The organism is Candidatus Accumulibacter phosphatis, from assembly GCF_012939955.1.
Taxonomy (GTDB): Bacteria; Pseudomonadota; Gammaproteobacteria; order Burkholderiales; family Rhodocyclaceae; genus Accumulibacter; species Accumulibacter delftensis.
On sequence record NZ_SPMY01000013.1, the window covers coordinates 1 to 21,305 of the forward strand.

At 64.0% G+C, this 21,305-nt stretch carries 16 protein-coding genes; 8 read left to right on the top strand and 8 right to left on the bottom strand.

Going from position 1 to position 21,305, the window contains the following annotated elements:
* Nucleotides 1–48: 48 nt before the first annotated feature.
* The 4 genes from E4Q23_RS04710 to E4Q23_RS04725 all read left to right on the top strand — a co-directional run bounded on the left by E4Q23_RS04710 (nucleotide 49) and on the right by E4Q23_RS04725 (nucleotide 2,312).
* Nucleotides 49–717, top strand: a complete 669-nt coding sequence (locus E4Q23_RS04710) for a carboxypeptidase-like regulatory domain-containing protein (RefSeq protein WP_169065565.1) — start codon at nucleotides 49–51, stop codon at nucleotides 715–717.
* Nucleotides 718–955: 238 nt separating this feature from the next.
* Nucleotides 956–1,159, top strand: a complete 204-nt coding sequence (locus tag E4Q23_RS04715) for a general stress protein CsbD (RefSeq protein ID WP_169065566.1) — start codon at nucleotides 956–958, stop codon at nucleotides 1,157–1,159.
* A 294-nt stretch (nucleotides 1,160–1,453) separates the two neighbouring features.
* A complete protein-coding gene (locus E4Q23_RS04720) occupies nucleotides 1,454–1,744 on the top strand; it encodes a GlsB/YeaQ/YmgE family stress response membrane protein (RefSeq protein WP_169065567.1) in 291 nt (96 codons plus the stop codon).
* 283 nt (nucleotides 1,745–2,027) lie between these two features.
* Nucleotides 2,028–2,312 carry a hypothetical protein gene (locus E4Q23_RS04725; RefSeq protein ID WP_169065568.1) on the top strand — a complete coding sequence of 95 codons (285 nt, stop codon included), beginning with the start codon at nucleotides 2,028–2,030 and terminating at the stop codon, nucleotides 2,310–2,312.
* Between the two features lie 293 nt (nucleotides 2,313–2,605).
* Here the strand turns inward: E4Q23_RS04725 and E4Q23_RS04730 are convergent, their stop codons facing one another.
* From E4Q23_RS04730 to E4Q23_RS25100, 5 genes are all read right to left on the bottom strand, one after another.
* On the bottom strand, nucleotides 2,606–3,895 hold the full coding sequence (locus E4Q23_RS04730; protein ID WP_169065569.1) for a cation:proton antiporter: 1,290 nt from the start codon (nucleotides 3,893–3,895) through the stop codon (nucleotides 2,606–2,608).
* 109 nt (nucleotides 3,896–4,004) lie between these two features.
* The gene (locus tag E4Q23_RS04735; protein ID WP_169065570.1) at nucleotides 4,005–4,817 is read right to left on the bottom strand and encodes a transglutaminase-like domain-containing protein; all 813 of its coding nucleotides are present in this window, start codon (nucleotides 4,815–4,817) and stop codon (nucleotides 4,005–4,007) included.
* A 54-nt stretch (nucleotides 4,818–4,871) separates the two neighbouring features.
* On the bottom strand, nucleotides 4,872–5,639 hold the full coding sequence (locus E4Q23_RS04740) for an N-formylglutamate amidohydrolase (RefSeq protein ID WP_291996063.1): 768 nt from the start codon (nucleotides 5,637–5,639) through the stop codon (nucleotides 4,872–4,874).
* Complete coding sequence (locus tag E4Q23_RS04745; RefSeq protein WP_169065571.1) at nucleotides 5,605–6,333, bottom strand: peptidase; 729 nt, start codon at nucleotides 6,331–6,333, stop codon at nucleotides 5,605–5,607. Before E4Q23_RS04745 ends, E4Q23_RS04740 begins: the two co-directional genes overlap by 35 nt.
* Nucleotides 6,334–6,528: 195 nt before the next feature.
* Entirely contained in the window at nucleotides 6,529–6,912 is a 384-nt protein-coding gene (locus E4Q23_RS25100) for a CsbD family protein (RefSeq protein ID WP_423753307.1), read from the bottom strand.
* A 177-nt stretch (nucleotides 6,913–7,089) separates the two neighbouring features.
* Here E4Q23_RS25100 and E4Q23_RS04755 point away from each other — a divergent pair, with 177 nt between their 5' ends.
* From E4Q23_RS04755 to E4Q23_RS04770, 4 genes are all read left to right on the top strand, one after another.
* Entirely contained in the window at nucleotides 7,090–7,224 is a 135-nt protein-coding gene (locus E4Q23_RS04755) for a GlsB/YeaQ/YmgE family stress response membrane protein (protein ID WP_169065572.1), read from the top strand.
* Between the two features lie 124 nt (nucleotides 7,225–7,348).
* Complete coding sequence (locus E4Q23_RS04760) at nucleotides 7,349–7,663, top strand: BON domain-containing protein (protein WP_169065573.1); 315 nt, start codon at nucleotides 7,349–7,351, stop codon at nucleotides 7,661–7,663.
* Nucleotides 7,664–7,821: 158 nt separating this feature from the next.
* Entirely contained in the window at nucleotides 7,822–9,018 is a 1,197-nt protein-coding gene (locus E4Q23_RS04765; RefSeq protein ID WP_169065574.1) for an AI-2E family transporter, read from the top strand.
* A 236-nt stretch (nucleotides 9,019–9,254) separates the two neighbouring features.
* The gene (locus E4Q23_RS04770; RefSeq protein WP_169065575.1) at nucleotides 9,255–17,954 is read left to right on the top strand and encodes a GH36-type glycosyl hydrolase domain-containing protein; all 8,700 of its coding nucleotides are present in this window, start codon (nucleotides 9,255–9,257) and stop codon (nucleotides 17,952–17,954) included.
* Nucleotides 17,955–18,099: 145 nt separating this feature from the next.
* On the opposite strand, the gene E4Q23_RS04775 is transcribed toward E4Q23_RS04770, so the two are convergent.
* Genes E4Q23_RS04775 through E4Q23_RS04785 form a run of 3 tightly spaced genes read right to left on the bottom strand, consistent with a single transcriptional unit; the run spans nucleotide 18,100 to nucleotide 21,188 of the window.
* Nucleotides 18,100–19,446: a GGDEF domain-containing protein gene (locus E4Q23_RS04775; protein WP_169065576.1), complete on the bottom strand. Its 1,347-nt coding sequence runs from the start codon at nucleotides 19,444–19,446 to the stop codon at nucleotides 18,100–18,102.
* Nucleotides 19,446–20,378, bottom strand: coding sequence for a substrate-binding periplasmic protein (locus tag E4Q23_RS04780; protein ID WP_169065577.1), 933 nt, complete (start codon nucleotides 20,376–20,378; stop codon nucleotides 19,446–19,448). Before E4Q23_RS04780 ends, E4Q23_RS04775 begins: the two co-directional genes overlap by 1 nt.
* Nucleotides 20,379–20,393: 15 nt before the next feature.
* Nucleotides 20,394–21,188: a transporter substrate-binding domain-containing protein gene (locus tag E4Q23_RS04785; protein WP_336511606.1), complete on the bottom strand. Its 795-nt coding sequence runs from the start codon at nucleotides 21,186–21,188 to the stop codon at nucleotides 20,394–20,396.
* Between the last annotated feature and the right edge of the window lie 117 nt (nucleotides 21,189–21,305).

The window sequence follows — 21,305 nt, forward strand, 5'->3', positions numbered from 1 at the left end:
CCCCGGCTGGCCGGTGATGGCCTCGATCGGAGCCGGCACAATGGAAGGATGTCCGGCGACGGCCGGGAAACGCATCTGCCGACCGTCACCGCGGCGTTGGCCGAAGCACAGGACGCTCGCCCCGCCGCAATTGTCTCCGTCGGTTTTCTGTGTGCTAACGAACAGACGACGGGGGCTTCGTCGCCACAACATGGCACTCGATCGGATTTTGCCATGCGCACTGCAAGCACGACGCGGCGCAACTTCCTCCTGACATGCACAGCAGGGCTTCGGCCCATCAATCGGAGTTTCGACATGAACAAAAAATTTCTCCTCCCCGGCCTGGTGATCGCTGCGATCACCTTTGGATCATTCGCGACCGGTGCCAGAGCTGGCGATGGACCCATTGTCCACGAGGCTGGTGGTTTGTCCTATGTGTCGGGCGGTGTGGGCGATGAGTCGCTGCAGCGGCTCAGGGAACAGGTCAGTGAGTTCAATCTGAAGCTGGTTTTCGCCATGGCGTCCGGGGCATTTCTGAGCAACGTGCGGGTTGCCATCGCTGACGGGAACGGCAAGACGCTTCTCGAGGCGATCGCCGATGGGCCGTGGTTCCTGGCGAAATTGCCGGTGGGCAAGTATCGGGTGGTCGCCACTTACGCCGGCAAGGCGATCGAGCGCTCCGTTGCCGTTGACGCAACGGCGCTCAATACGGTCGATTTCCGTTGGGAGCACGAGTAATAGCGGCGGTACGGTCGCTGCAAGCTAGCCTGGTACGCCACTGTACAGACTGCGCCGGGTCATGCGCCCAGACTTACCGTCTCAGCTGGCGTGGCCAGGAAATCCGTCCACCTGTGTGGGTTGTTCCCCGCTGGTCGCCGTGTACGCGGCCTTGGTGGCGAAGCACCTGCTGCGACGCAGGATGATGATGGCCGGTCGGCCATTTCGCCGTTCGGGTAATGAACACTAGGGGCTTGATATGGACTGGAAGGTCGTCGAAGGGAACTGGAAACAGTACAAGAGCAAGATAAAAGCGCAGTGGCGCTGCCTCACCGAAGAGCAGCTCGATTTGATTGCCGGCAAGCGCGTCGAACTCGTGGACAGGATTCAGGAGACCTACGGCACTAGCAAGGACGAGGCCGAGGCGCAGATCAAGCGCTTTGAAGAGCGTAACAAGGACTAGCGACCATAACAGCTCGCCTGATCCGATCAAGGCCATGCGCCGGGCGGCATTGCCCATTACGTCAGGTCGCCGAGGCAGGCGCTTTCTTCACCGGACTCATATCGCGACCGACTCTGGACCCTGCACCGGCTTCATTTCGCCAGCGTCGCGTGTCAAGTCCTGCGGGGGAATTTCATTGCGGCGTGCGGCTGACAGGCGTGCGAACGGGTGTGGTGATGCTTCAGCGATTGTTGGGCCCCGTCGCTGGATTCTGGAAATCGTGAGGCCCGACAGCTGCAGATACAGGAGGCAATCATGTCTTTACTACTATGGGCCGTACTGGGACTCATCACCGGGCTCATCGCCGCCCGAATCGTTGGCGGAAGCGGGCAGGGCGCCGTCATGGACATCGTTCTCGGGGTTGTCGGCGCGCTCGTCGGCGGCTGGCTCTTCAATACTTTCGGGATGGCCGGCGCCGGGGCATTCAAGCTTCCCGGCCTGCTTGTGGCCGTCGTCGGCGCGAGCACGCTGCTGCTGGTGTACCACGCTGCCTTGCGCGGCGTTCGGGATGCTCTGTTCAACCTCGATCTGGACAATCAATCATGAACGGACTTGGCAAGCATCTTGCCGCATTCTTGCTGGCGGTCATGCGGGTGTCCGCCGCGGCTTGCGCGTCCACCGCCAAGTAGGAGGGGAGCGGCGGGCATGTGGACGACAGCCAAGGCCTCGCTCGCATATGTGCGCCAGCGTACCGAGTCCTTCTTTCCTTCCGATTAAGCTGAACAGGGTGCTCAAGTGCACCAGCAGGCGCGCATCGGGGCAATTCACGGTTTGCCCGAATACTGAACACGAAATCCTTTCACGTTTTTCCATCACAGGAGCCATTGCCATGTCAAAGAGAGATGACTACATCGAAAAAATGAAACTTCAACTCGATAAAACGAATACAAAGATGAACGAGTTGGACGCCAAAGCCAAAGTAGCGAAGGCCGATGCACGCGAGAAGTACGAGGAGGAAATGGGCAAGCTACGCCAACAGTCCCAACGCGCTCTCGCCAAGCTCGAAGAGCTGAGAGTTGCCGGCGAAGACTCCTGGGACACCATGGTTGCAGAAATGGAAAAGATTCGCGACGCCTTCGTTCATTCCTTCAAGTACTTCAAGTCGCAGCTATAAACTGAACCGCAGGAGCGACGAATGAAAAGCCTTCTCGCATCAGCGCACGCGGCCACTGGGCGGCGCGCCACTGTTAGCAGCTAGCCGGACCGGTAGTCCAGGTCCGGCGCCTCCGCTTGCGCCCGGCATGGTAGCCGGCGCGGTGCGCGCACGACGCACCAACGATGTGAGCAGGTGATTAAGGGCCACCTTCCAGTATTCAGGCGATTCGGGCGCGGCGCACACAGCGCCACACAGCGCCAGGCTTTTCATTCCGTCTTCGCTGCCAGGGGCGATCACAGCAATCGCATCCCTCAGCCAGCTCGCCAGAAGCGGTTCATCAGGGGCTTTACGCTGGCACCGTGGACAAGGATGGACATCGTAACCACGATCAGGGTCATGTGGATGAGTTCCAACGCCATCTCTTCCGGCAAGCCGTGTTCAATGGCGTACATCAGATAGTAGAGCGAGCCGATGCCACGTACCCCGAACCAGCCGACCATGCCGCGAACGCGCGCCGGCGCGTGCGAACCGAGCAGCCCGATGGCAACGCTGAGCGGGCGAGCGACGAGGAACAGGAACAGCGCGAGGCTCACCGCTCGCCAACTCCACGAATCGAGAAACAGCGAGCCGCCGACGAGCAGGATCAAGAGCAGTTCCGAGAGCCTCTCAAGATGTTCCTTGAAGATCAGCGAGCCTTCGCTGACGGTTGGCACGGGATCGCCGCCACCTGACGTGGCGACCGGGTCGTGCCCGGCAAGCCCTTTTTCCACGTTGGCGGCCCTGGCACTGATCAGCCTGACTTCGGTCTGTCGAAGCGACACGGCGGCAAAGAACACCGCGAGAAAGCCCCATGCATTGACCAGTTCGCTGAGGCCGTAGACGACGCCGATCAGTCCCAGGCCGAGGAAATCGTCCATCAGCTCGTGGTCAAAGCGTCTGCTGCGCAGAGTCCAGCCGAGCCGACCGAGAGCGGAACCGAGGACGACGCCGATGGCGATCCCGGCAACGGTCGCCCACAACACATCGACGAGCACCCAGCGCAGGCCGAAATCGCCGAGGTCGTGCAAGCCGAGCAAACCCAGGCCGAGCATTACGAACGGGAAGGCGCTACCGTCATTCATGCCGGCTTCGCAGGTGAGATTGAAGCGCAGGCGGTCGCGGTCGCCGGGATGGCGGATTTGAACGTCGGTGGCGAGGACCGGGTCCGTTGGCGCCACGATGGCGCCGAGAAGCACCGCTGCGCCGATGGACAGCCCGAGCACGTAGTGGGCGAAGGCGGCAACCATGGCCACGGTCAGGACCATCGATGTCGATGCCAGAAGGAGCGGTGTGCGCCAGCGGTCGAGTTGCATCGGGGCAGGCATCTTGACCCCGGCGGTGAAGAGGGAAATCAGCACCGCCACTTCGGTCAGCACTTCCAGCAGTGCCGATTCCTTGAGCGGGTTGAAGTGAAAGGCGTTGAGCAGCGTCGGCCCGACGAGCAGGCCGATGGACAGGTAGATGATCGCCGAGGTGACCGGCAGACGCTTGATGAACGACGGGGTCAGACCCATGACCAGCAACAGGCCGCCCACCAGCAGGAACCACAGTGGTCCAGTCATCGCAGCGTTCCCCTTGCGAATGTCGCGAATGCTGTGCTGCCCCTCGCCGCCCTTGCCGGCGGACGGAGCAGGTCAACGATACGCCAGGCATGGCAGCGCCGCGCGTGCACTAGGCCGTGGACACTTCGTCGGTGCGCACGAGAAAGCTCTTGAGGACGCTCGGTCCGAAGCTGGTGACCATCGCCACATCGGCGGCATCGCGGCCGCGCGCCATCAGGATGCGTCCGATGCGAGGAACGTTGTTGCGGGCGTCGAAGGTGTACCAGCGGCCGCCGAGGTAGACGTCGAACCAGCCGGAGAAGTCCATCGGACCGGGCACCGGCGTGATCCCGATGTCGCCCAGATAGCCGGTACAGTAGCGGGCCGGTATGTTCATGCAGCGGCAGAAGGTGATCGCCAGATGAGCATAGTCGCGGCACACGCCGGCGCGCTCGTTGTAGGCATCCCAGGCCGTCTTGGTCGAACGGGCGAACTGGTAGCCGAACTGGATGTGCTGGTGCACAAAATCACAGATCGCCTGCACCCGCGCCCAGCCGGGCGGCGTGTGCTCGAACAGACGCCATGCCTCGGCGGACAGTCGATCGGTTTCGCAATAGCGGCTGCCGAGCAGAAAGACCAGCGTCTCTTCCGGCAGGTCCTGGAGGGCGATCTGTTGCGCCTGCGCAGCGATATCGTCCACCTGGCCCGAATCGCGTACGACACCGTCGGCAAAGATGCGGATCTCGCCGGGCGGGGCGACGATTCGGCTACACCAGTTGCCAAAGCCGTCGCGATAGGCAACCACTGGTAGCGCGGGATCGGTCATCAGGTGGGCAGGCACCACGACGTCATTCATCCGTGAGTAGTGGATGTCGAGCATCAGGATCATCGGGGTCGGTTGCGCGCACGCATAGACGATGTCATAGCCGATGCGAATTTTCATGGGAGCTTCCTGGTGGTAGGTGAGTTCATGGAGAGCAAGGCACGCCGTGGGTCGTCAGCGTAGTGCCGACGCCAGCGTCGTCACTACGGCGCGGCGCAATTGCCGCCACAGGCGCGGCTGGGCGAGCACCAACGCCTGGTTGAGTTCAATCTCGATCCCGACATACTCGCTGGGCGCGAAGCAGCGGCGCATGGCAGTGGTCAGTCCGTCGTTCTTCCCATGGTACGGGTAATTCCGGCGCACGCGCAATTCGGCCGAATGTTCGGCCAATGCTGCCTTCCAGCGGGCCGCCAGCGCCACCTCTCCTGGTCGTGCCGGGTCATATAACAGGCCGATGTCGGCGTTGCGGACCTGGCCGTCGAGGACCGGGGTGAAGCTATGCGACGAAACATGGATCACCCGCTGCCCGGCCGCTACCGCTTCCGCCACCGTGTTCATCAGCCGCTGCCGGTAGGGCGCGTAATGGCGCGATACGATCGCCTGCTTGCTCGTCGGCGATAGCGCCCGCGTCGCATCCGACCACGCTTGTGGACTGGACAGCGATCGATTCAGATCGACCAGCAGGCGGCTCACCGTCGATGTCACCAGGGGTGCCTGCAGGGCCGCGGCGAGATCGCGCGCCATGATCAGGGCGCCGCGATCGTAGCCGCGATGGCTGGACAAGCGGGCCTGCCAGCCATGAAAGAGGTCGACGTAGGCGGCGGGGATGCGCTTGCCACCATGCTCGCAGGTGACGACATGGAAGTCGCGCAGGTGCTCCGGGATGCTGGCTGGCGACCGCAATGACTCACCAGACCAGGGCTGGAAGTTCTCGAAACACACGGCGAGTGCCTTCGCTCCAGCTCTGGTGCAAGGAGGTGAAGTAGGTGTCGCCTTCGGCAAAACGGCGTCGCATTCGGATTTCGAGGCTGTCACGTTCGTAGCAGATGAGGTCGATCGGCATGCCAACCGAAAGGCTGCTGCGCATCGTCGAGTCGAACGACACGAGAATACACTTTGCGGCGTCCGCAAGGTTTGTCGAACCGACGATGACGCGGTCGATGAGCGGCTTGCCGTATTTGGTTTCGCCGGTCTGAATATAGGGTGTGTCGCCACCGGCCTCGATGAAGTTGCCTTCGGCATGGATGCGGAACAGGCGTTGCCCTTCGCCGCGGATTTGCCCGCCGAGGATGAACGACGCGTTGAAGCTGATGCCGCTCGCTTCCAGAGACGGACCATCACGCCGTTCGATGTCGCGCATGGCGTCGGAAACCAGATTGGCCATGTCGAACATGGTGCGCGCCTTCCACAGCGACGCCTTGTTGTCCGGATCTTCGCCGCGCTGGGTCAGGACGCTGATGATCGCCTGGGTGCCGGCGAGATTGCCAGAACTCAGGAGGACTATTGCCCGCTCGCCCTTGCGCTCGAATACCGTCATCTTGCAGAACTTCGCGAAATTGTCGATACCGGCATTGGTTCGAGAATCCGACGCAAAAATCATGCCCTCGTCCAGCAGTACGCCAACACAGTAAGTCATCCTGCCGTCCCCGAGTGAGTGCGGTCACCTGAATCGAAATGTCAGAGTGACGCTGCAGATAGCTTTGCCATGAACAATTATTTCGCCTCGCAGCCTGGCCTTGATAGCGCGTGCCGCGCCTATGAGCACAGGAAACGAAGAAGCCGGCAATGGCGGCTTCTTCGTTCAAGCGAAGGGCAGCGATGCCCATTGCGGCTACGGTTTCAAGGCGTCCTTGACCGCGTCCCTGGCGTCTTTGAGGTTCTCTTTCAGGTCGCCGAGATGTTCCTGGAGTTCGCCTTCAGCCTGGTTTTTCAATCCCTTTGCCTGCTGCTCGGTGCTGCCGACCAGTTTTCCGACCTCTTGCTGAATTTTGCCGCCCAGGTCTTTTGCTGCGCCCTTGACTTGATCTTTGTTCATCGTGAACTCCTGACTTGTGGTTGATACCTCTGATAGGCGAGCCAGCTTCGGTTCGTCTTGCGACTCCTGGTCATCAAACAGGCGATGCCTGGTGTCGATGTAGGGAGTCTGATCGCAAACGGGGGTCAAGTTCTGTGCGCTAGGAGACATAGGCGCTTGCGCGGGTGTCGGTGCCTGCATGTGCGGTTCGCCCTGCGCGTCGGGCAAAGTCCGCACGCAGCGCTGGTCGGCGCGACGGACGGGCCGTCCACTTCAGGGCGTGACACCACCCCGGGTCGCTCGCCACGCGGGCCTCCCCCCCACTGCCGGATGTGCGCCACCGCACAGACGGTGTTCGTCATTTTGACTACGCTGCGGTTGAGAACTCGACCCGCTGCCGAGTCGGGCGGCGGCTGGCTCTTCAATACTTTCGGGATGGCTGGCGGCGGGGGATTCAACCTCTACAACCTGTTGGTAGCGGTTGTCGGCGCAAGCGTGCTGTTGCTGTTGTAGCACGCGGTTTCACGCGGCGTTCGCTAGGCCGAAAGTCCTGGCGAAGGTCGCTGTCGAGGCGCGGCGTATCGATGGCGCGCCGGAATCTGGAAGTTCTGTTCAACCTCAATCAGGAGAATCAATCATGAAGCAACTTGGCAAGTATCTTTCCGCACTGTTCCTGGCGGTAACGCTGGCCTCCGCCGTGGGATGCGCGTCAACCGCGAAGCAGGAGGGGACCGGCGAGTATGTGGACGACAGCGTCATCACCAGCAAGGTCAAGGCCGCCATATTCAACGAGCCCAGCCTGAAGTCCGCCGAGATCAACGTCGAGACCTTCAAGGGCACGGTTCAACTGAGCGGCTTCGTGAGTTCGCCGACGGCGATCAGCAAAGCGGTTGCGCTGACCCGCAGCGTCGGCGGCGTCACCTCCGTCAAGAACGACATGCGGGTCAAGTGAGCGCTGGCACGATGAGCATTCGCGGCCAGCGCCGGAGCATGCAATCCGGCGCTGGCCGCGGAGCGCCGGCCGCGCTCGAAAGAAGTCGCGCAGCCAGGCCGATGAGTGACTAGCGTGCGCTCAGCCGGCAAACACCCGCAGAATCCGGGGCCCTAGCGATGCCTTTGCACTTGCCTGCCGCGCGATCCACCGCGGACCGCGATGCCGAGTCCCCGCCCAGCGAAGTTGCGGCGGCGTCCGACGCGTCCCAGCCGACGCTTCGTATCGGGTCGGGCACGCAGAATCTGTCGCTGGCCGTCCTCGCCACGCTAGCCGTGGTCTTCGCACTGGAATGGGCGCAACTTTTTGTCATCACCCTGCTGCTCGGACTCCTTTTCGCCTACACCCTGAATCCTCTGGTCGTCTGGCTGGAAAGGATCAGGGTCCCGCGCGCACTGGGCAGCAGCGTGGTGATGGTGGGGGTCGTATGTGCGCTCACTCTGGGGGCCTACTCCTTGCGTGGGCAGTTTCAGACCATCCTCGATCAGGTACCGGCGGCGGTGAGCAAGTTGTCGACCGGCCTCGCCAGTGTGCGCAAGGGCGAGACCAGTACCATGCAGAAGGTGCAAACCGCTGCCAGCGAGATCGAGAAGGCGACCAGCCAGGCGGCAGGTATTGATTCAAACCCCCGACGGCCGGCAACGCGCGTCATTATCGACACGCCCGGCTTCAAACTCGGCGACTTCCTGTGGGCCAACTCCGTCGGCGCCGTGGGACTGATCGGCCAGGCAGCGATGGTGCTCTTCCTGACTTTCTTTCTCTTGCTGTCCGGCGACACGTACAAGAGGAAGCTGGTGCGACTCGCGGGTCCGACGCTGGCGAACAGGAAGATCACCGTTCGCATCCTCGATGACATCAACGCCTCGGTCCAGCGCTACATGTCCATGCTCCTGGCGACCAATGTGCTGGTGGCGCTGCTTACCTGGCTGGCACTGCGCTGGATCGGTCTCGAGAACGCCGGCGCCTGGGCCGTGGCCGCAGGCCTGCTGCATGTCATTCCCTACTTCGGTCCGGCGCTTACTGCCGCCGCCATCGGCATGGCCGCCTTCCTGCAGTTCGGCACCCTGTCGATGGCGCTGCTGCCCGCCGGTGCGTCGTTGGCGGTCGCCACTTTCGTCGGCACCTTCGTCACCACCTGGATGACCGGCCGGATCGCCAGGATGAATACCGCGGCGGTATTCGTCTCGCTGCTCTTCTGGGCCTGGCTGTGGGGCATCTGGGGAATGCTGCTGAGCATCCCGCTGACGGTCATCGTGAAAGTGGTGGCTCAGCATGTGGAGCAACTTGAGCCGGTGGCGGAACTGCTCGGAGAGTAGGCGGCACACATCCCTCGCCGTGCTGCCGTGCTTGACGATTTCGTTTTAACGGTCATGACCGTTTGTGCGCAGTAACAGCAGTAAGTCTAGCTCCCCCGGCCCTTCTCCCGCAAGGGAGAAGGGAGTTTCGTGAGTCGCATGCGCGACTTTCACATCAAGAATAGGACCCCTTCAATTGAACGTCGACAGCAAGCGCAGCAGCTTTTTGCGGCCATTGAAAGCCCGGCTACTCGGTGATGGGGGGCTACGGACCTTGCCTGACGCAGAACCCCCCGTTGCGCTCCGAGTTGTACAGCGCCGATCAAATGGCGCTGCACGGCGAGGTGCTCGCGGCCGCGCACACGCTGATTGCTGGCCAGGCACCGGACCGGCTCCTGGCTCGGCTGGCAGACAACGAAAGAACCCTGGTTGACGTGTGCCAGCTGCTGACGACGGCGGCCACCGAGAGCCGCCGGATGATGCCGGCCGGGGAATGGCTGCTCGACAATTTCTATCTCATCGAAGAGCAGATCCGCACGGCCAAGCGGCACTTGCCAAAGGGCTACAGCCGCGAACTCCCGCGCCTGGCGCACGGGCCTTCGGTCGGGCGTCCGCGGGTGTACGACATCGCGCTGGAGACCATTGCGCATGGCGATGGCCGCGTGGATATTGACAGTTTGAGCGGCTTCGTGGCGGCCTACCAGGGCATCAGCCCGATGCGGCTGGGCGAGTTGTGGGCGATCCCGATCATGCTCCGCCTGGCAGTGATCGAGAATCTGCGTCGCGTCGGCGTGCGCATCGCAGCCAGTTGGGCCGAGCGAAACCTGGCCGCTACCTGGGCCGAGCGGATGGCGGAGACGGCAGTCAGCGATCCCAAGAGCCTGATCCTGGTGATCGCCGAGATGGCGTCCTCGGATCCTCCGATGGTCGGCGGCTTCGTCGCCGAACTCGCGCGGCGCCTGCAGGGACGGGGTCCCACTCTGGCACTGCCCCTGACCTGGATCGAGCAGCGCCTGTCGGAATCGGGTCTGACCATCGAGCACCTCGTGCAAGCGGAGAACCAGCAGCAGGCCGCCGATCAGGTCTCGATCAGCAACAGCATCGGCAGTCTCCGGGTCCTCGGCGCGACGGACTGGCGCACCTTCGTCGAAATCCAGAGTGTCGTCGAGAACACCCTGCGTGAGGATCCGGGCGGCGCCTATGGGCGGATGGATTTCGCCACCCGCGATCGATACCGCCATGCCATCGAGAGGATCGCGAAGAAGGCTTGCCTATCCGAGGGCGAGGTCGCCCGCAAGGCGGTCGAGCTGGCGCGCATGGGCGCAGTCGCGATCGCTGCTGGCGGCGGCGCTGGCGATAGCCATCGCGCCGGGCACGTCGGCTACTACCTGATCGACAAGGGTTTGCCACAACTCGAGCGCGCGGCGCAGGTGCGCCGTTCCGGCGCCGAGGCCTTGCGCAAAACGGCAGCTCGCTTCCCCTCACTGGTGTACCTGGGCGGCATCGCGCTGATCACGGTGATCGTCGGGGCAAGCTTGCTGGCGCAGGCGTTTGCCGCCGGGGCGCCGGGCTGGCTGCTGGTGCCGATCGGCATCGTCTCGCTGCTGGCTGCCAGTCAACTGGGCGTAGCGCTGGTGAACTGGCTGGCAACGCTGCTCGTGGCGCCGCATCCCCTGCCCAGAATGGATTTCAGCGAAGGTATCCCGGCCGACGCACGCACTCTGGTCGTCGTCCCGACGATGCTTACCAGCGCTTCCGGCGTGGAGGATCTGGTCGAGGCGCTGGAAGTCAGGTTTCTGGCAAATCGCGATGAACGCCTGCACTTCGGCCTGCTGACCGATTTTCGCGATGCCCGGCAGGAGTCGCTCCCCGAGGACGATGCGCTGGTCATTCTGGCCGGGACGAGGATCGGCGAGCTGAACGCGAAGTACGGCGGTGACGGGACCAGGATCAGGGGTGACCTCTTCTTCCTCTTCCATCGCCCGCGACGTTGGAACCCCGAGGACCGGCTGTGGATGGGTTACGAGCGCAAGCGCGGCAAGCTCGCCGAGCTGAACGCGCTGCTCCGCGGGGGCACCGGGAACGGCTTTGCGCTTGTCGTCGGCGATCGCGCGCTCCTGTCGTCCGTCAAATACGTGCTGACGCTGGACACCGATACGCAACTGCCGCGCGATGCGGCGCGGCAATTCGTCGGCACCATGGCACACCCGCTGAATCGCCCTGCCTACGATGCAGCGAAGCGGCGAGTCACCGCGGGCTACGGTATCCTGCAGCCGCGCGTGGCGATCGGCCTGCCGGCGACGAACCGCTCGCGTTATGCGCGCCTGTATGGAGGCGAGCCGGGCATCGACCCCTATACGCGCGCGGTCTCGGATGTCTACCAGGACGTGTTCGGCGAAGGCTCGTTCATCGGCAAGGGAATCTACGACGTCGATGCCTTTGAGCAAGCGCTTGGCGGGCGCTTCCCCGAGAATCGCGTCCTTAGCCACGATCTTCTGGAAGGGTGTTACGCACGCGCGGGACTGCTCAGCGATGTGCACCTGTACGAGGATTACCCGATCCGCTATAGCGCTGACGTGAGCCGGCGCTACCGCTGGATCCGCGGCGATTGGCAGCTGGCGGGGTGGCTGCGCAGGCGCGTTCCGGGCGCGACTGTCGGGGCGGACAACAGGCGGCAGAAAAACCCGCTCTCGATGCTGTCGCAGTGGAAGCTCTTCGACAACCTGCGGCGCAGTCTCGTCCCCGCGGCGCTGACGCTGCTCCTGCTTTCGGGATGGACGCTGCTTGCGCCGGCCTGGTTGTGGACCCTGGCAGCGATCGCCATCATGCTGCTTCCGCCCCTCTGCGCCACTCTCCTCGACGTCTTCCGCAAGCCCGAGGAGGCGCTCCTGAGGCAGCACCTGGCAAGCATCACGCGCTCGGCTTACCGGCACTTCATGCAGCTCCTGTTCGAACTCGCCTGCCTTCCGTACGAGGCATTCTTCAGCCTGCAGGCGATTACGCGCACGGCCTGGCGGATGCTGGTGACACGCTCGCGATTGCTCGAATGGAATCCGTCGGGGGAAGCGGATCGCGAGGCGGGCGAGCGCGACCGTGGCACGCTTGCAGCCTGTTTTCGGACGATGTGGTTTGCCCCGGCGATGGCCGCGGTGACGACGATGTACCTGGCGGCATCGAGCCCGGCGGTGCTGGCGGTGGCCGGGCCGATCCTGCTCCTGTGGTTCGCCTCGCCGCTCATTGCCTGGTGGATCAGCCGCCCGCTGGCGCCTCGCAAGGCCAGCCTGAGCGGCGAGCAAACGCTCTTTCTACGTGCGCTGTCGCGCCGCACCTGGGCGTTCTTCGATCGCTTCGTCGGCCCGGACGAGCACTGGCTGCCGCCGGACAATGTCCAGGAGTATCGCGTTGCCGCGGTGGCGCATCGCACATCGCCGACCAACATCGGGCTGGCGCTGCTGGCCAATCTGTCGGCCTACGACTTCGGCTACCTGGTGGCCGGAAAAGTCCTCGAGCGTGCGGCGAATACGCTGAATACGATGGACGCTCTGGAACGACACCGCGGGCACTTCTACAACTGGTACGACACGCAAACGCTGCAACCGCTGCTGCCACGGTATATCTCGACGGTGGACAGCGGCAACCTTGCCGGCCATCTGCTGACCCTGCGCGCGGGTCTGCTGGCCCTTGCCGACGACAGGATACTACCGGTGCAGCTGTTCGAAGGCCTGGGCGACACGCTCAGGATTCTTCTTGGCGAGGCGGACGAAGTGGCTGCGGCGCAGGCGACGGCATTTCGGAAGGAACTGGAATCGGCGTCGGCTGCCCGTCCCGAGAGCCTCACGGCGGCGCGCGCATGCCTCGCGCGTCTGGCGAGCAGCGCCGCCGAACTTGCCGCCCTGGTCGCGGGACGTCCGCATGGCGGGGAGATCACGGCGCCCGAGCAGGAAGAAAAAGCTCGCGACGAGGGCTGGGCGCCGGCGCTTGCGCGTCAATGCCGCGAGGCCCTGGACGAGCTTTGCTTCCTTGCTCCGCGGCAAGTTCTGCCGTCGCTACCGGGTGCGCAAGAGGGGCTTGCCGCTGGCGCTGCAATACCGACGCTGCGCGAACTGGCCATGGCAGGTAATGGCCGGGCCGGCGACAGGATGGCAGTGATCGAGCAACTGGCACTGCAATGCCTGCAATTCGCGCGCATGGAATATGACTTCCTTTACGACAAGTCACGCCATCTGTTGAGCATTGGCTACAACGTCGCCGAGCGGCGTGTTGACTCGGGCTACTACGACCTGCTGGCCTCGGAAGCGCGCTTGTGCAACTTCGTGGCGATTGCGCAGGGTCAACTGCCACAGGAGAGCTGGTTCGCCCTGGGGCGCCTGCTCACCGGCAGCGACGGAGAACCGGTTCTGCTGTCTTGGAGCGGTTCGATGTTCGAGTACCTGATGCCGCTGCTGGTGATGCCGACCTACGACAACACGCTGCTCGACCAGACCTGCAAAGGGGCGGTCGCCAGGCAGATCGAGTATGGGCAGCTGCGCGGCGTACCCTGGGGACTGTCGGAATCGGGCTACAACACGGTCGACGTGCATCTCAACTACCAGTACCGTGCCTTCGGGGTACCCGGCCTGGGACTCAAACGCGGACTGGCAGACGATCTGGTTATTGCCCCCTATGCCTCGGCCCTGGCGCTGATGGTGGCGCCCGAGCAGGCCTGCCTGAATCTGCAGCGGCTCGCCGCCGAGGGCTTCATGGGCAGGTTCGGTTTCTTCGAAGCGATCGACTACACGCCTTCACGGCAGCGCCGCGGGCAATCGCACGTGGTGGTGCGTTCCTTTATGGCCCATCACCAGGGCATGAGTCTTCTCGCGCTGGCCTATCTAGTGCTGGAGCGTCCGATGCAGCGGCGGTTCGAAGCAGAGCCGCTGTTCCAGGCGGTCATGCTGCTGCTTCAGGAGCGCATTCCCAGGACGACGGCCCTGTTTACGCACACCGCCCAACTCTCGGCGATCCGCTCGCCGTCGCTTGCGGCGGAAACGCCGATCCGGGTGTTCAGCAGCCCCGACAATCCGATCCCGGAGGTGCAGTTGTTGTCGAACGGCCGCTATCACGTAATGGTCAGCCAAGCAGGCGGCGGCTACAGCCGCTGGAAGGATCTCGCCGTCACGCGCTGGCGCGAAGATCCCAGCGGCGATCACTGGGGCACTGTCTGCTACGTTCGCGATGCCCAGAGCGCTGCCTTCTGGTCGACCGCCTATCAGCCGACGGCCAAGCGCCCGCAGCACTATGAAGCGATCTTTTCCGAGGGGCGAGCCGAGTTTCGCCGCCGCGATTCCGTTGCTGCCGTTGCTGCTGGTGCTGAAGACGGCGAATTTGAAACGCACACCGAGATCATCGTCTCGCCGGAGGATGACATCGAGTTGCGCAGGGTGCGCATCACCAACCGATCGCGACAACGCCGGGTAATCGACGTCACGAGCTATGCCGAAGTGGTGATCGCGCCGCCGGCCGCCGACGTCCTGCATCCGGCCTTCAGCAATCTGTTCGTGCAGACCGAGATTCTGCGCGACTGCTGCGCGATCCTGTGCACCCGTCGGCCCCGCTCGCGCGGCGAGCAGGCGCCCTGGATGTTCCACCTGATGACCGCGCACGGGGCCGATATCGGCGAGGTGTCCTACGAGACCGATCGCCTGCGCTTTATCGGCCGTGGCAGAAGTTCTGCTGCGCCCCTGGTGATGAGCGACCCCGCGGCGCTTTCCGGCAGCGAGGGTTCGGTGCTCGATCCGATCGTCGCCATCCGCTGTTCGCTGGCGCTTGATCCCGAGCAAACGGCCACCATCGACATCGTTTCTGGCATCGGCAGCTCCCGCGACATGGCCTTGAGCCTGGTCGAGAAATACCAGGACCGGCACCTCTCGGACCGCGTCTTCGATCTGACCTGGACGCACAGCCAGGTGGTGCTTCGCCAGCTCAACGCCAGTGAGGCCGATGCGCAGCTCTACGCGCGTCTGGCCAGCTCCGTCATCTACGCCAACCCTTCGCTGCGCGCGGACGCGGCTGTGCTGAGCACGAATCGCCGCGGGCAGTCGGGGCTGTGGGGTTACGGCATCTCCGGTGATCTGCCGATCGTGCTGCTGCAGATCGGGGATGCTGCCAATATCGATCTCGTGCGCCAGTTGGTACAGGCGCACGCGTACTGGCGCCTGAAGGGACTGGCGGTGGACCTGGTGATTTGGAACGAGGATCACGCCGGTTATCGCCAGCGCTTGCAGGAACAGATCCTGGCATTCATCGCCTCGGGCGTCGAAGCGAGCGTGATGGACCGGCCGGGCGGCATCTTCGTGAGGTCTGCGGAGCACCTAAGCAGCGAAGACCGCGTTCTGCTGCAGTCGGTCGCGCGTGCCGTCATCGCCGACGGCCGGGGAACGCTGGCCGAACAACTCGACTATCGTCGGCTCGCAGAGCCGCGCGTACCCCGGCTTGTGGTGACGCGCGCCCAGCGCAGTGAGGATCGGCCCGACACGACTGGCGCCAGTGAGACGGCGCGCAGCGATCTGATCCTGTTCAACGGGCTGGGAGGATTCACCCCGGACGGGCGCGAATATGTCATCACCCTGGCGCCCGGCCAGGTGACGCCGGCACCGTGGGTCAACGTTCTGGCGAATCCGGGCTTCGGGACGGTTGTCTCGGAGAGCGGCGTCGGCTACACCTGGAGCGAGAACGCGCACGAATTCCGTCTCACTCCGTGGCACAACGACCCGGTCTGCGACGCCAGCGGTGAAGCCCTCTACCTGCGCGACGAAGAGAGCGGCCACTTCTGGTCGCCGACGCCCTTACCCGTGCGTGCCGCGGCGCCCTATGTGAGCCGGCACGGATTCGGCTACAGCGTCTTTGAACATTGCTCCGGCGGCATTCGCTCCGAACTATGGATCTACGTGGCCATCGACGCCGCGGTCAAGTTCTCGGTGCTCAAAGTGCGCAACGAATCGGGGCGGCCGCGCAAACTGTCCGCGACCGCCTATATCGAGTGGGTGTTGGGGGATGTGCCCGCGAAAACGGCCATGCATGTCGCCACCGAGATCGATCGGCGCAGCGGCGCCCTGTTCGCCAGAAATCCCTATAGCGCGGAATTCGCCGATCGGCTTGCTTTCTTCGACGTCGATGACACGCAGCGCAGCCTGAGCGGCGACCGTACGGAATTCCTCGGGGGCAACGGCACGCTCGGCGATCCGGCTGCCATGCGCCGCGCGCACCTGTCCGGCAGGGTGGGCGCGGGTCTGGATCCATGCGGCGCGATCCAGGTCGGCTTCGAACTGGCCGACGGGGAGGCGCGTGAAATCGTCTTCCGGCTCGGCGTCGGGCGCAACGCCGATGACGCCGGCGAGCTTGTGCAGCGCTTTCGCGGCCCATTGGCCGCGCGCGGCGCACTCGAAGCGGTGTGGCAGTACTGGAAGCACACGCTCGGCGCGGTGCAGGTGGAAACACCCGACGCGTCGGTGAATGTCCTGACCAACGGCTGGCTGGTGTACCAGACACTGGCCTGCCGTCTCTGGGGGCGCAGCGGATACTACCAATCCGGCGGCGCCTTCGGCTTCCGCGACCAGTTGCAGGATGTTATGGCGCTGATCCACTGCGCGCCCGAGCTGGTGCGCGAACATCTGCTGCTCTGCGCCAGCCGGCAGTTTCAGGAGGGAGATGTCCAGCACTGGTGGCATCCACCGTCGGGCCGTGGCGTGCGCACGCATTGTTCGGATGACTACCTGTGGCTGCCGCTGGCAGTGTGCCGCTACGTGAGCAGCAGCGCGGACACCGGGGTGCTCGATGAAGAGGTGCATTTCCTTGAAGGCCGTCCGGTAAACGCCGGCGACGATTCCTACTACGACCTGCCCGGGCGCTCCGCCGAGGCGGCCAGCCTCTACGAGCACTGCGTGCGCGCCATCCGGCACGGTCTGCGCTTCGGCAATCACGGCCTGCCGCTGATCGGCTCGGGCGACTGGAACGACGGCATGAACCTGGTCGGCATCGGCGGCCAGGGCGAGAGTGTCTGGCTCGGCTTCTTCCTTTGTGAAGTGCTCGGACATTTCACCGCCCTGGCGCGTGCGCGCGGCGACGCGGTCTTCGCCGAGCGTTGCACGGCCGAGGGCGCGCGGCTGCGCCAGAATCTCGAACGTCATGGCTGGGACGGCGCGTGGTACCGTCGCGGCTACTTCGACGACGGTACACCGCTCGGCTCGGCAAGCAACGCCGAATGCCAGCTGGATTCAATCTCGCAGAGTTGGTCGGTGCTCTCCGGGGCGGGCGACGCGCTACGCGCGCGCATGGCCATGCAGGCGGTGGACCTGCGGCTCGTGCGCCGCGAGCACGCGCTCATCCAGCTTCTCGATCCGCCCTTCGACAAGTCGAATCTCGACCCCGGCTACATTCGCGGCTACGTACCGGGCGTGCGGGAGAATGGCGGGCAATACACGCACGGCGCGATCTGGGCAGCCATGGCCTTCGCCGCCCTGGGCGACGCGCGGCGCGCATGGGAACTCACGGCCATGATCAACCCGGTGAATCATGCCACTACGGCGCAAGGTGTCGCCACCTACAAGGTTGAACCCTACGTCATGGCAGCCGACGTCTATGCGCTCGCGCCGCACACCGGGCGCGGTGGATGGACCTGGTACTCCGGCTCGGCCGGCTGGATGTATCGGCTGATCGTCGAAACCCTTCTCGGCGTCAGGCTGGAGGGGGACCGGCTGACTCTCGCTCCGTGCGTGCCGGCGAACTGGCCGGCATTCAGGATTCACTACCGTTACCGGGAGACGGTTTATCACATTGCCGTTACGCAGGAAGGTATTGGCGAGCAGGGTGCGCAGGTTCCGATGACCGTCACGGTTGATGGCGAAGAACGAGGCGAGCAGGGCATTCATCTGGTGGACGATCATCGCGAACACCTGGTCGAGGTGGTCTTGCGTGCCGGGTGAGACGGTGCTTCTCGCAGTGCACGCCTGCGGATAAGGCGAAGCCTCGACGACCACTTTTGGGTTTTTTTTTTCGCTGCCAAGGCCCGGGCGTCTGGCGACCGGGCGGGCCGATCCAGGCACAGCGTCGCCTGGTGCCGCACTCGGCTCAGATAAGCCAGCGTTCGTCTGCCGGCTCAAGGTCGTCGCCGTTCTCGTGCGCCGCTTCCGGGGGCGTGGTCGTCGCCTCACCGGCAATGACTACCCGGTTGCGCCCTTGTTTTTTCGCCTGGTAAAGAGCTGCATCGGCGCGCTTGAGAGCCGCCTCGAGCGAGCCGCCCGAAGCGTCTGCCAAACCCAGACTCAGAGTCACCGGCAGGCTGTTGTCTTCGCCCAGGTCGATGCAGTTGTCCGCCGTACGCTGACACAGCCGCTCGGCAAGGCGATGTGCTTCCTCGAGCGTTGTTTCCGTAAACAGGAAGGCGAACTCCTCGCCGCCGTAGCGACACACCCAGTCCGACTGGCGCAGGGTGTGGCCAAACAACTCGGCGATGGACTTCAGAACCCGGTCGCCGACGGCGTGTCCGTGGCGGTCGTTGATGTCTTTGAAGTGATCCATGTCAGCCATGCCGACGCAGATCGGTCGCGCGTAGCGGTGGGCACGTTTGAGCTCGTCCTCGGCAAGAGCCATGAAGTGTCGGCGGTTGAACATCCCCGTCAGGCTGTCGGTCGTCGCCTGAACGTGCAGTTCCTGGCGAGCCTGCTGGTTCTCGTGCATGACGTCACGCAACTGGCCGATGGCGCCCTCGAGGGCCCTGATCTCGGTCATCGAGGCGCTTGAAAAGGGCGTTAGCGCATGCCCGGAACGCAACTCGCACAAGGCCTCGTCCATTTTTTGCAGGGGACGGATCAGATGACGATGGATGAGGAACAGAAAACCGCCAACGAAGACGGCGACCAGTGCCAGCACCAGCGCCAGCTTGAACTGGCTGCGCAGCATGGTCGCCGACATCAGCTGCAAATCGTCGGTGGCCAGGTTGGCGCCCTCGATCGAGAAGTCGTCGGCCAGGAGGCTCAAGCGATTGGAGAGCGTTTCCCATTCGGCGTAACGCTGCTCGGTCATGCCCTCGCGTGCGGCGCGCACGAGAAAGCTTTCAACTTCACTGGCCAGCGTCGCTGTTCTGCGGTCGGCGAGCATGGCCGGGTGGCTGCTCAGCAGACTGACGATGAACAAGGCCTGTTGGCGGGCGACGGGCGTGCGGCCGGAAAAAACGCGCTCGCCGTCGAGGCGCAGCTGTTCGATGTTACGCGCCAGGCGAAACTGTTCCAGCGTACTCGGGACGGTGTTGTTCAGCAGGCGCGCCGAACTCGCCAGCACCTGCCGCTGATCGCTCGCCAGCCAGACGATCTGTGCCACGAAAGCAAGCCCGAAGAGCGCGCCAAGCAAGGCAAGAGCCTTTCCGGCAGGCCAGCTACGCTGCGTCCAGTGACGCAGCGATGTTCGCCAGTCGCTCATCAGTACATGTCGAAGGGAAAATACCGCCGCCAGAGGCGAGGGTAGCTGCCATCCTGGCGCATCTCATCGAGCGCGAGATTAAGCTGCTGGCGCAGCTTTTCGTCCGTGCGCGCGAGGACGATATGCACGCTGCCGCCCAGTTCATCATCGACTAGGCTGGGGCCAACGAAGATGGGCGTCGACGTTGCGCTGGGGTCGAGCGCAAGATAGGCCAGCAGGGTTGGCACGAATGCAAAATCTGCTTCTTGATTGTCAAGGGCCAGGAGGCACTCGCTGACCGTCCCCAGGTCGATGAGCTCGAGGGCCTGCGTTTTCGCGATGCGGCGCAGATAAGCGTGCTGCTGGGAACCGCGGACAGACGCCACGCGAACCTCGCGCAGCGTCTGGATGGTGAGCTCGCCTGTGGATTGGCGGGCATGGCGGGCGATGCGTAGCGCAGTGTCTGGAAACGCCAGCAGGCGGCTGGAGGAACGCCAGATGGGATGGCTGAACGCGACCTGCGCCTCGCGAGCCGCGGTGCGCAAGTGATTCCCGAAGCCAAGTTCGAAACGCTTGCTTTCGATTCCGGGAATGATCGCGGCAAATTGGGCGTAGGAATAATCGCACCTGGCCTTCAAGCGGCGGCAAACTTCGCGCGCCAGGGCGAGATTGAAATCGGCGAGCAGTGTCGATCGGCTGGCCATCGCTCGCCCAGCGACCGGCTGCGGGTTTACCGCCGCCTGCGAAATAACCACCCGCAATTCGAGCGCCAGCGCGCTGCCCGCTGCGAGGAGAGCGGCGCAGCAAAGCGCCAGCAGTGGGCCATTAAGTGTTCTGGCGAGCGCCTTTGCAGCCGCCTGTGGCAACGCCGAGAAGCGACGCGAATCGTAGCCCCGTCGCAAGCCGGCGATCCGGACAGGGCTGCAGATCGGCGGGCGGAGGAGAGCGGTCAACGGTCGTTTCCTGGACTACTGCAAGCGGAAGGGAAGGTGCTCGGTGTTCAGGCGATCGAAGCGCCCATCGCGCTTGATCCGGTCGAATGCAGCATTGATGCGGTCACGCAGTTCCGGATTTCGCGGATCGACGCTAAAGCACACCTCGCCACTCAGTTCGGGTGCCTGCAAGACGGTGGTCTGCAGGCCGAGGGGCTGGATCAATGGGTCCTCCCGTAAGGTCAAGGCGGTGGCCATCGGCATCAGCACCGCGTTGACCTTCCCCCCGCTCAGCAGCGCCGGAAGTTCGGAGTGATGATTGACCGTGCTGACCTGCCAGCCCTGCGCCCTGGCATAGCGATGCTGCGCGCTGCCGGCGACCGCCGCCACCCGAGCGGTCGCCGCACCTGGCTCGACGCCAGGTTTGGCAAACCAGATGCTGTTCGAGTGGTAGTACGGTTTCGAGAAGAGGACCCTGGCCTGACGTGCCGGCGTGGCGAGTAGACTGACCGCTGAAAAATCGAACTCTCCGGCAGCCACCGCATCGACGACATCAGCAAGTTCGACAACGGTCAGCTCGCAACGGACTTTCATTTCCTCGCACAAGGCGTGCGCCACGCCGACGTTGAAACCCGCCGGCTTGCCCGTTTCATCGGTGTAGGACATCGGTGGAGAGTTGCTGAGAATGGCGACGCGCAGGGCACGTTCGCCGGCCTGTGCCGGCACGCCCGAGGCAAGAGCCAGGAGCAGCAAGCCGCAGGCCTGGCTACGTATCCGGGTCTTCATCACCGCGCTCCCCCTGATGTCGCAGACTTCCAGTCTAACACCCACCAGGGCCGCGTGCTCTCGTGGCACGCCACAACAGACATTCTCGGCTGCCGGCCCTCGGCAAGACGCAGGCTTGCGCACCGGCTTGCCGGACGCGCTACGCATGGCTTTTCCGCTTGT

What these genes read in the sequence shown, in the direction of transcription:
- E4Q23_RS04775 (WP_169065576.1), bottom strand. Translation starts at nt 19,446, where the DNA reads ATGAGCGACTGGCGAACATCGCTGCGTCACTGGACGCAGCGTAGCTGG.
- E4Q23_RS04730 (WP_169065569.1), bottom strand. Translation starts at nt 3,895, where the DNA reads ATGACTGGACCACTGTGGTTCCTGCTGGTGGGCGGCCTGTTGCTGGTC.
- E4Q23_RS04725 (WP_169065568.1), top strand. Translation starts at nt 2,028, where the DNA reads ATGTCAAAGAGAGATGACTACATCGAAAAAATGAAACTTCAACTCGAT.
- E4Q23_RS04770 (WP_169065575.1), top strand. Translation starts at nt 9,255, where the DNA reads ATGGGGGGCTACGGACCTTGCCTGACGCAGAACCCCCCGTTGCGCTCC.
- E4Q23_RS04710 (WP_169065565.1), top strand. Translation starts at nt 49, where the DNA reads ATGTCCGGCGACGGCCGGGAAACGCATCTGCCGACCGTCACCGCGGCG.
- E4Q23_RS04760 (WP_169065573.1), top strand. Translation starts at nt 7,349, where the DNA reads ATGAAGCAACTTGGCAAGTATCTTTCCGCACTGTTCCTGGCGGTAACG.
- E4Q23_RS04765 (WP_169065574.1), top strand. Translation starts at nt 7,822, where the DNA reads ATGCCTTTGCACTTGCCTGCCGCGCGATCCACCGCGGACCGCGATGCC.
- E4Q23_RS25100 (WP_423753307.1), bottom strand. Translation starts at nt 6,912, where the DNA reads ATGCAGGCACCGACACCCGCGCAAGCGCCTATGTCTCCTAGCGCACAG.
- E4Q23_RS04745 (WP_169065571.1), bottom strand. Translation starts at nt 6,333, where the DNA reads ATGACTTACTGTGTTGGCGTACTGCTGGACGAGGGCATGATTTTTGCG.
- E4Q23_RS04720 (WP_169065567.1), top strand. Translation starts at nt 1,454, where the DNA reads ATGTCTTTACTACTATGGGCCGTACTGGGACTCATCACCGGGCTCATC.
- E4Q23_RS04735 (WP_169065570.1), bottom strand. Translation starts at nt 4,817, where the DNA reads ATGAAAATTCGCATCGGCTATGACATCGTCTATGCGTGCGCGCAACCG.
- E4Q23_RS04715 (WP_169065566.1), top strand. Translation starts at nt 956, where the DNA reads ATGGACTGGAAGGTCGTCGAAGGGAACTGGAAACAGTACAAGAGCAAG.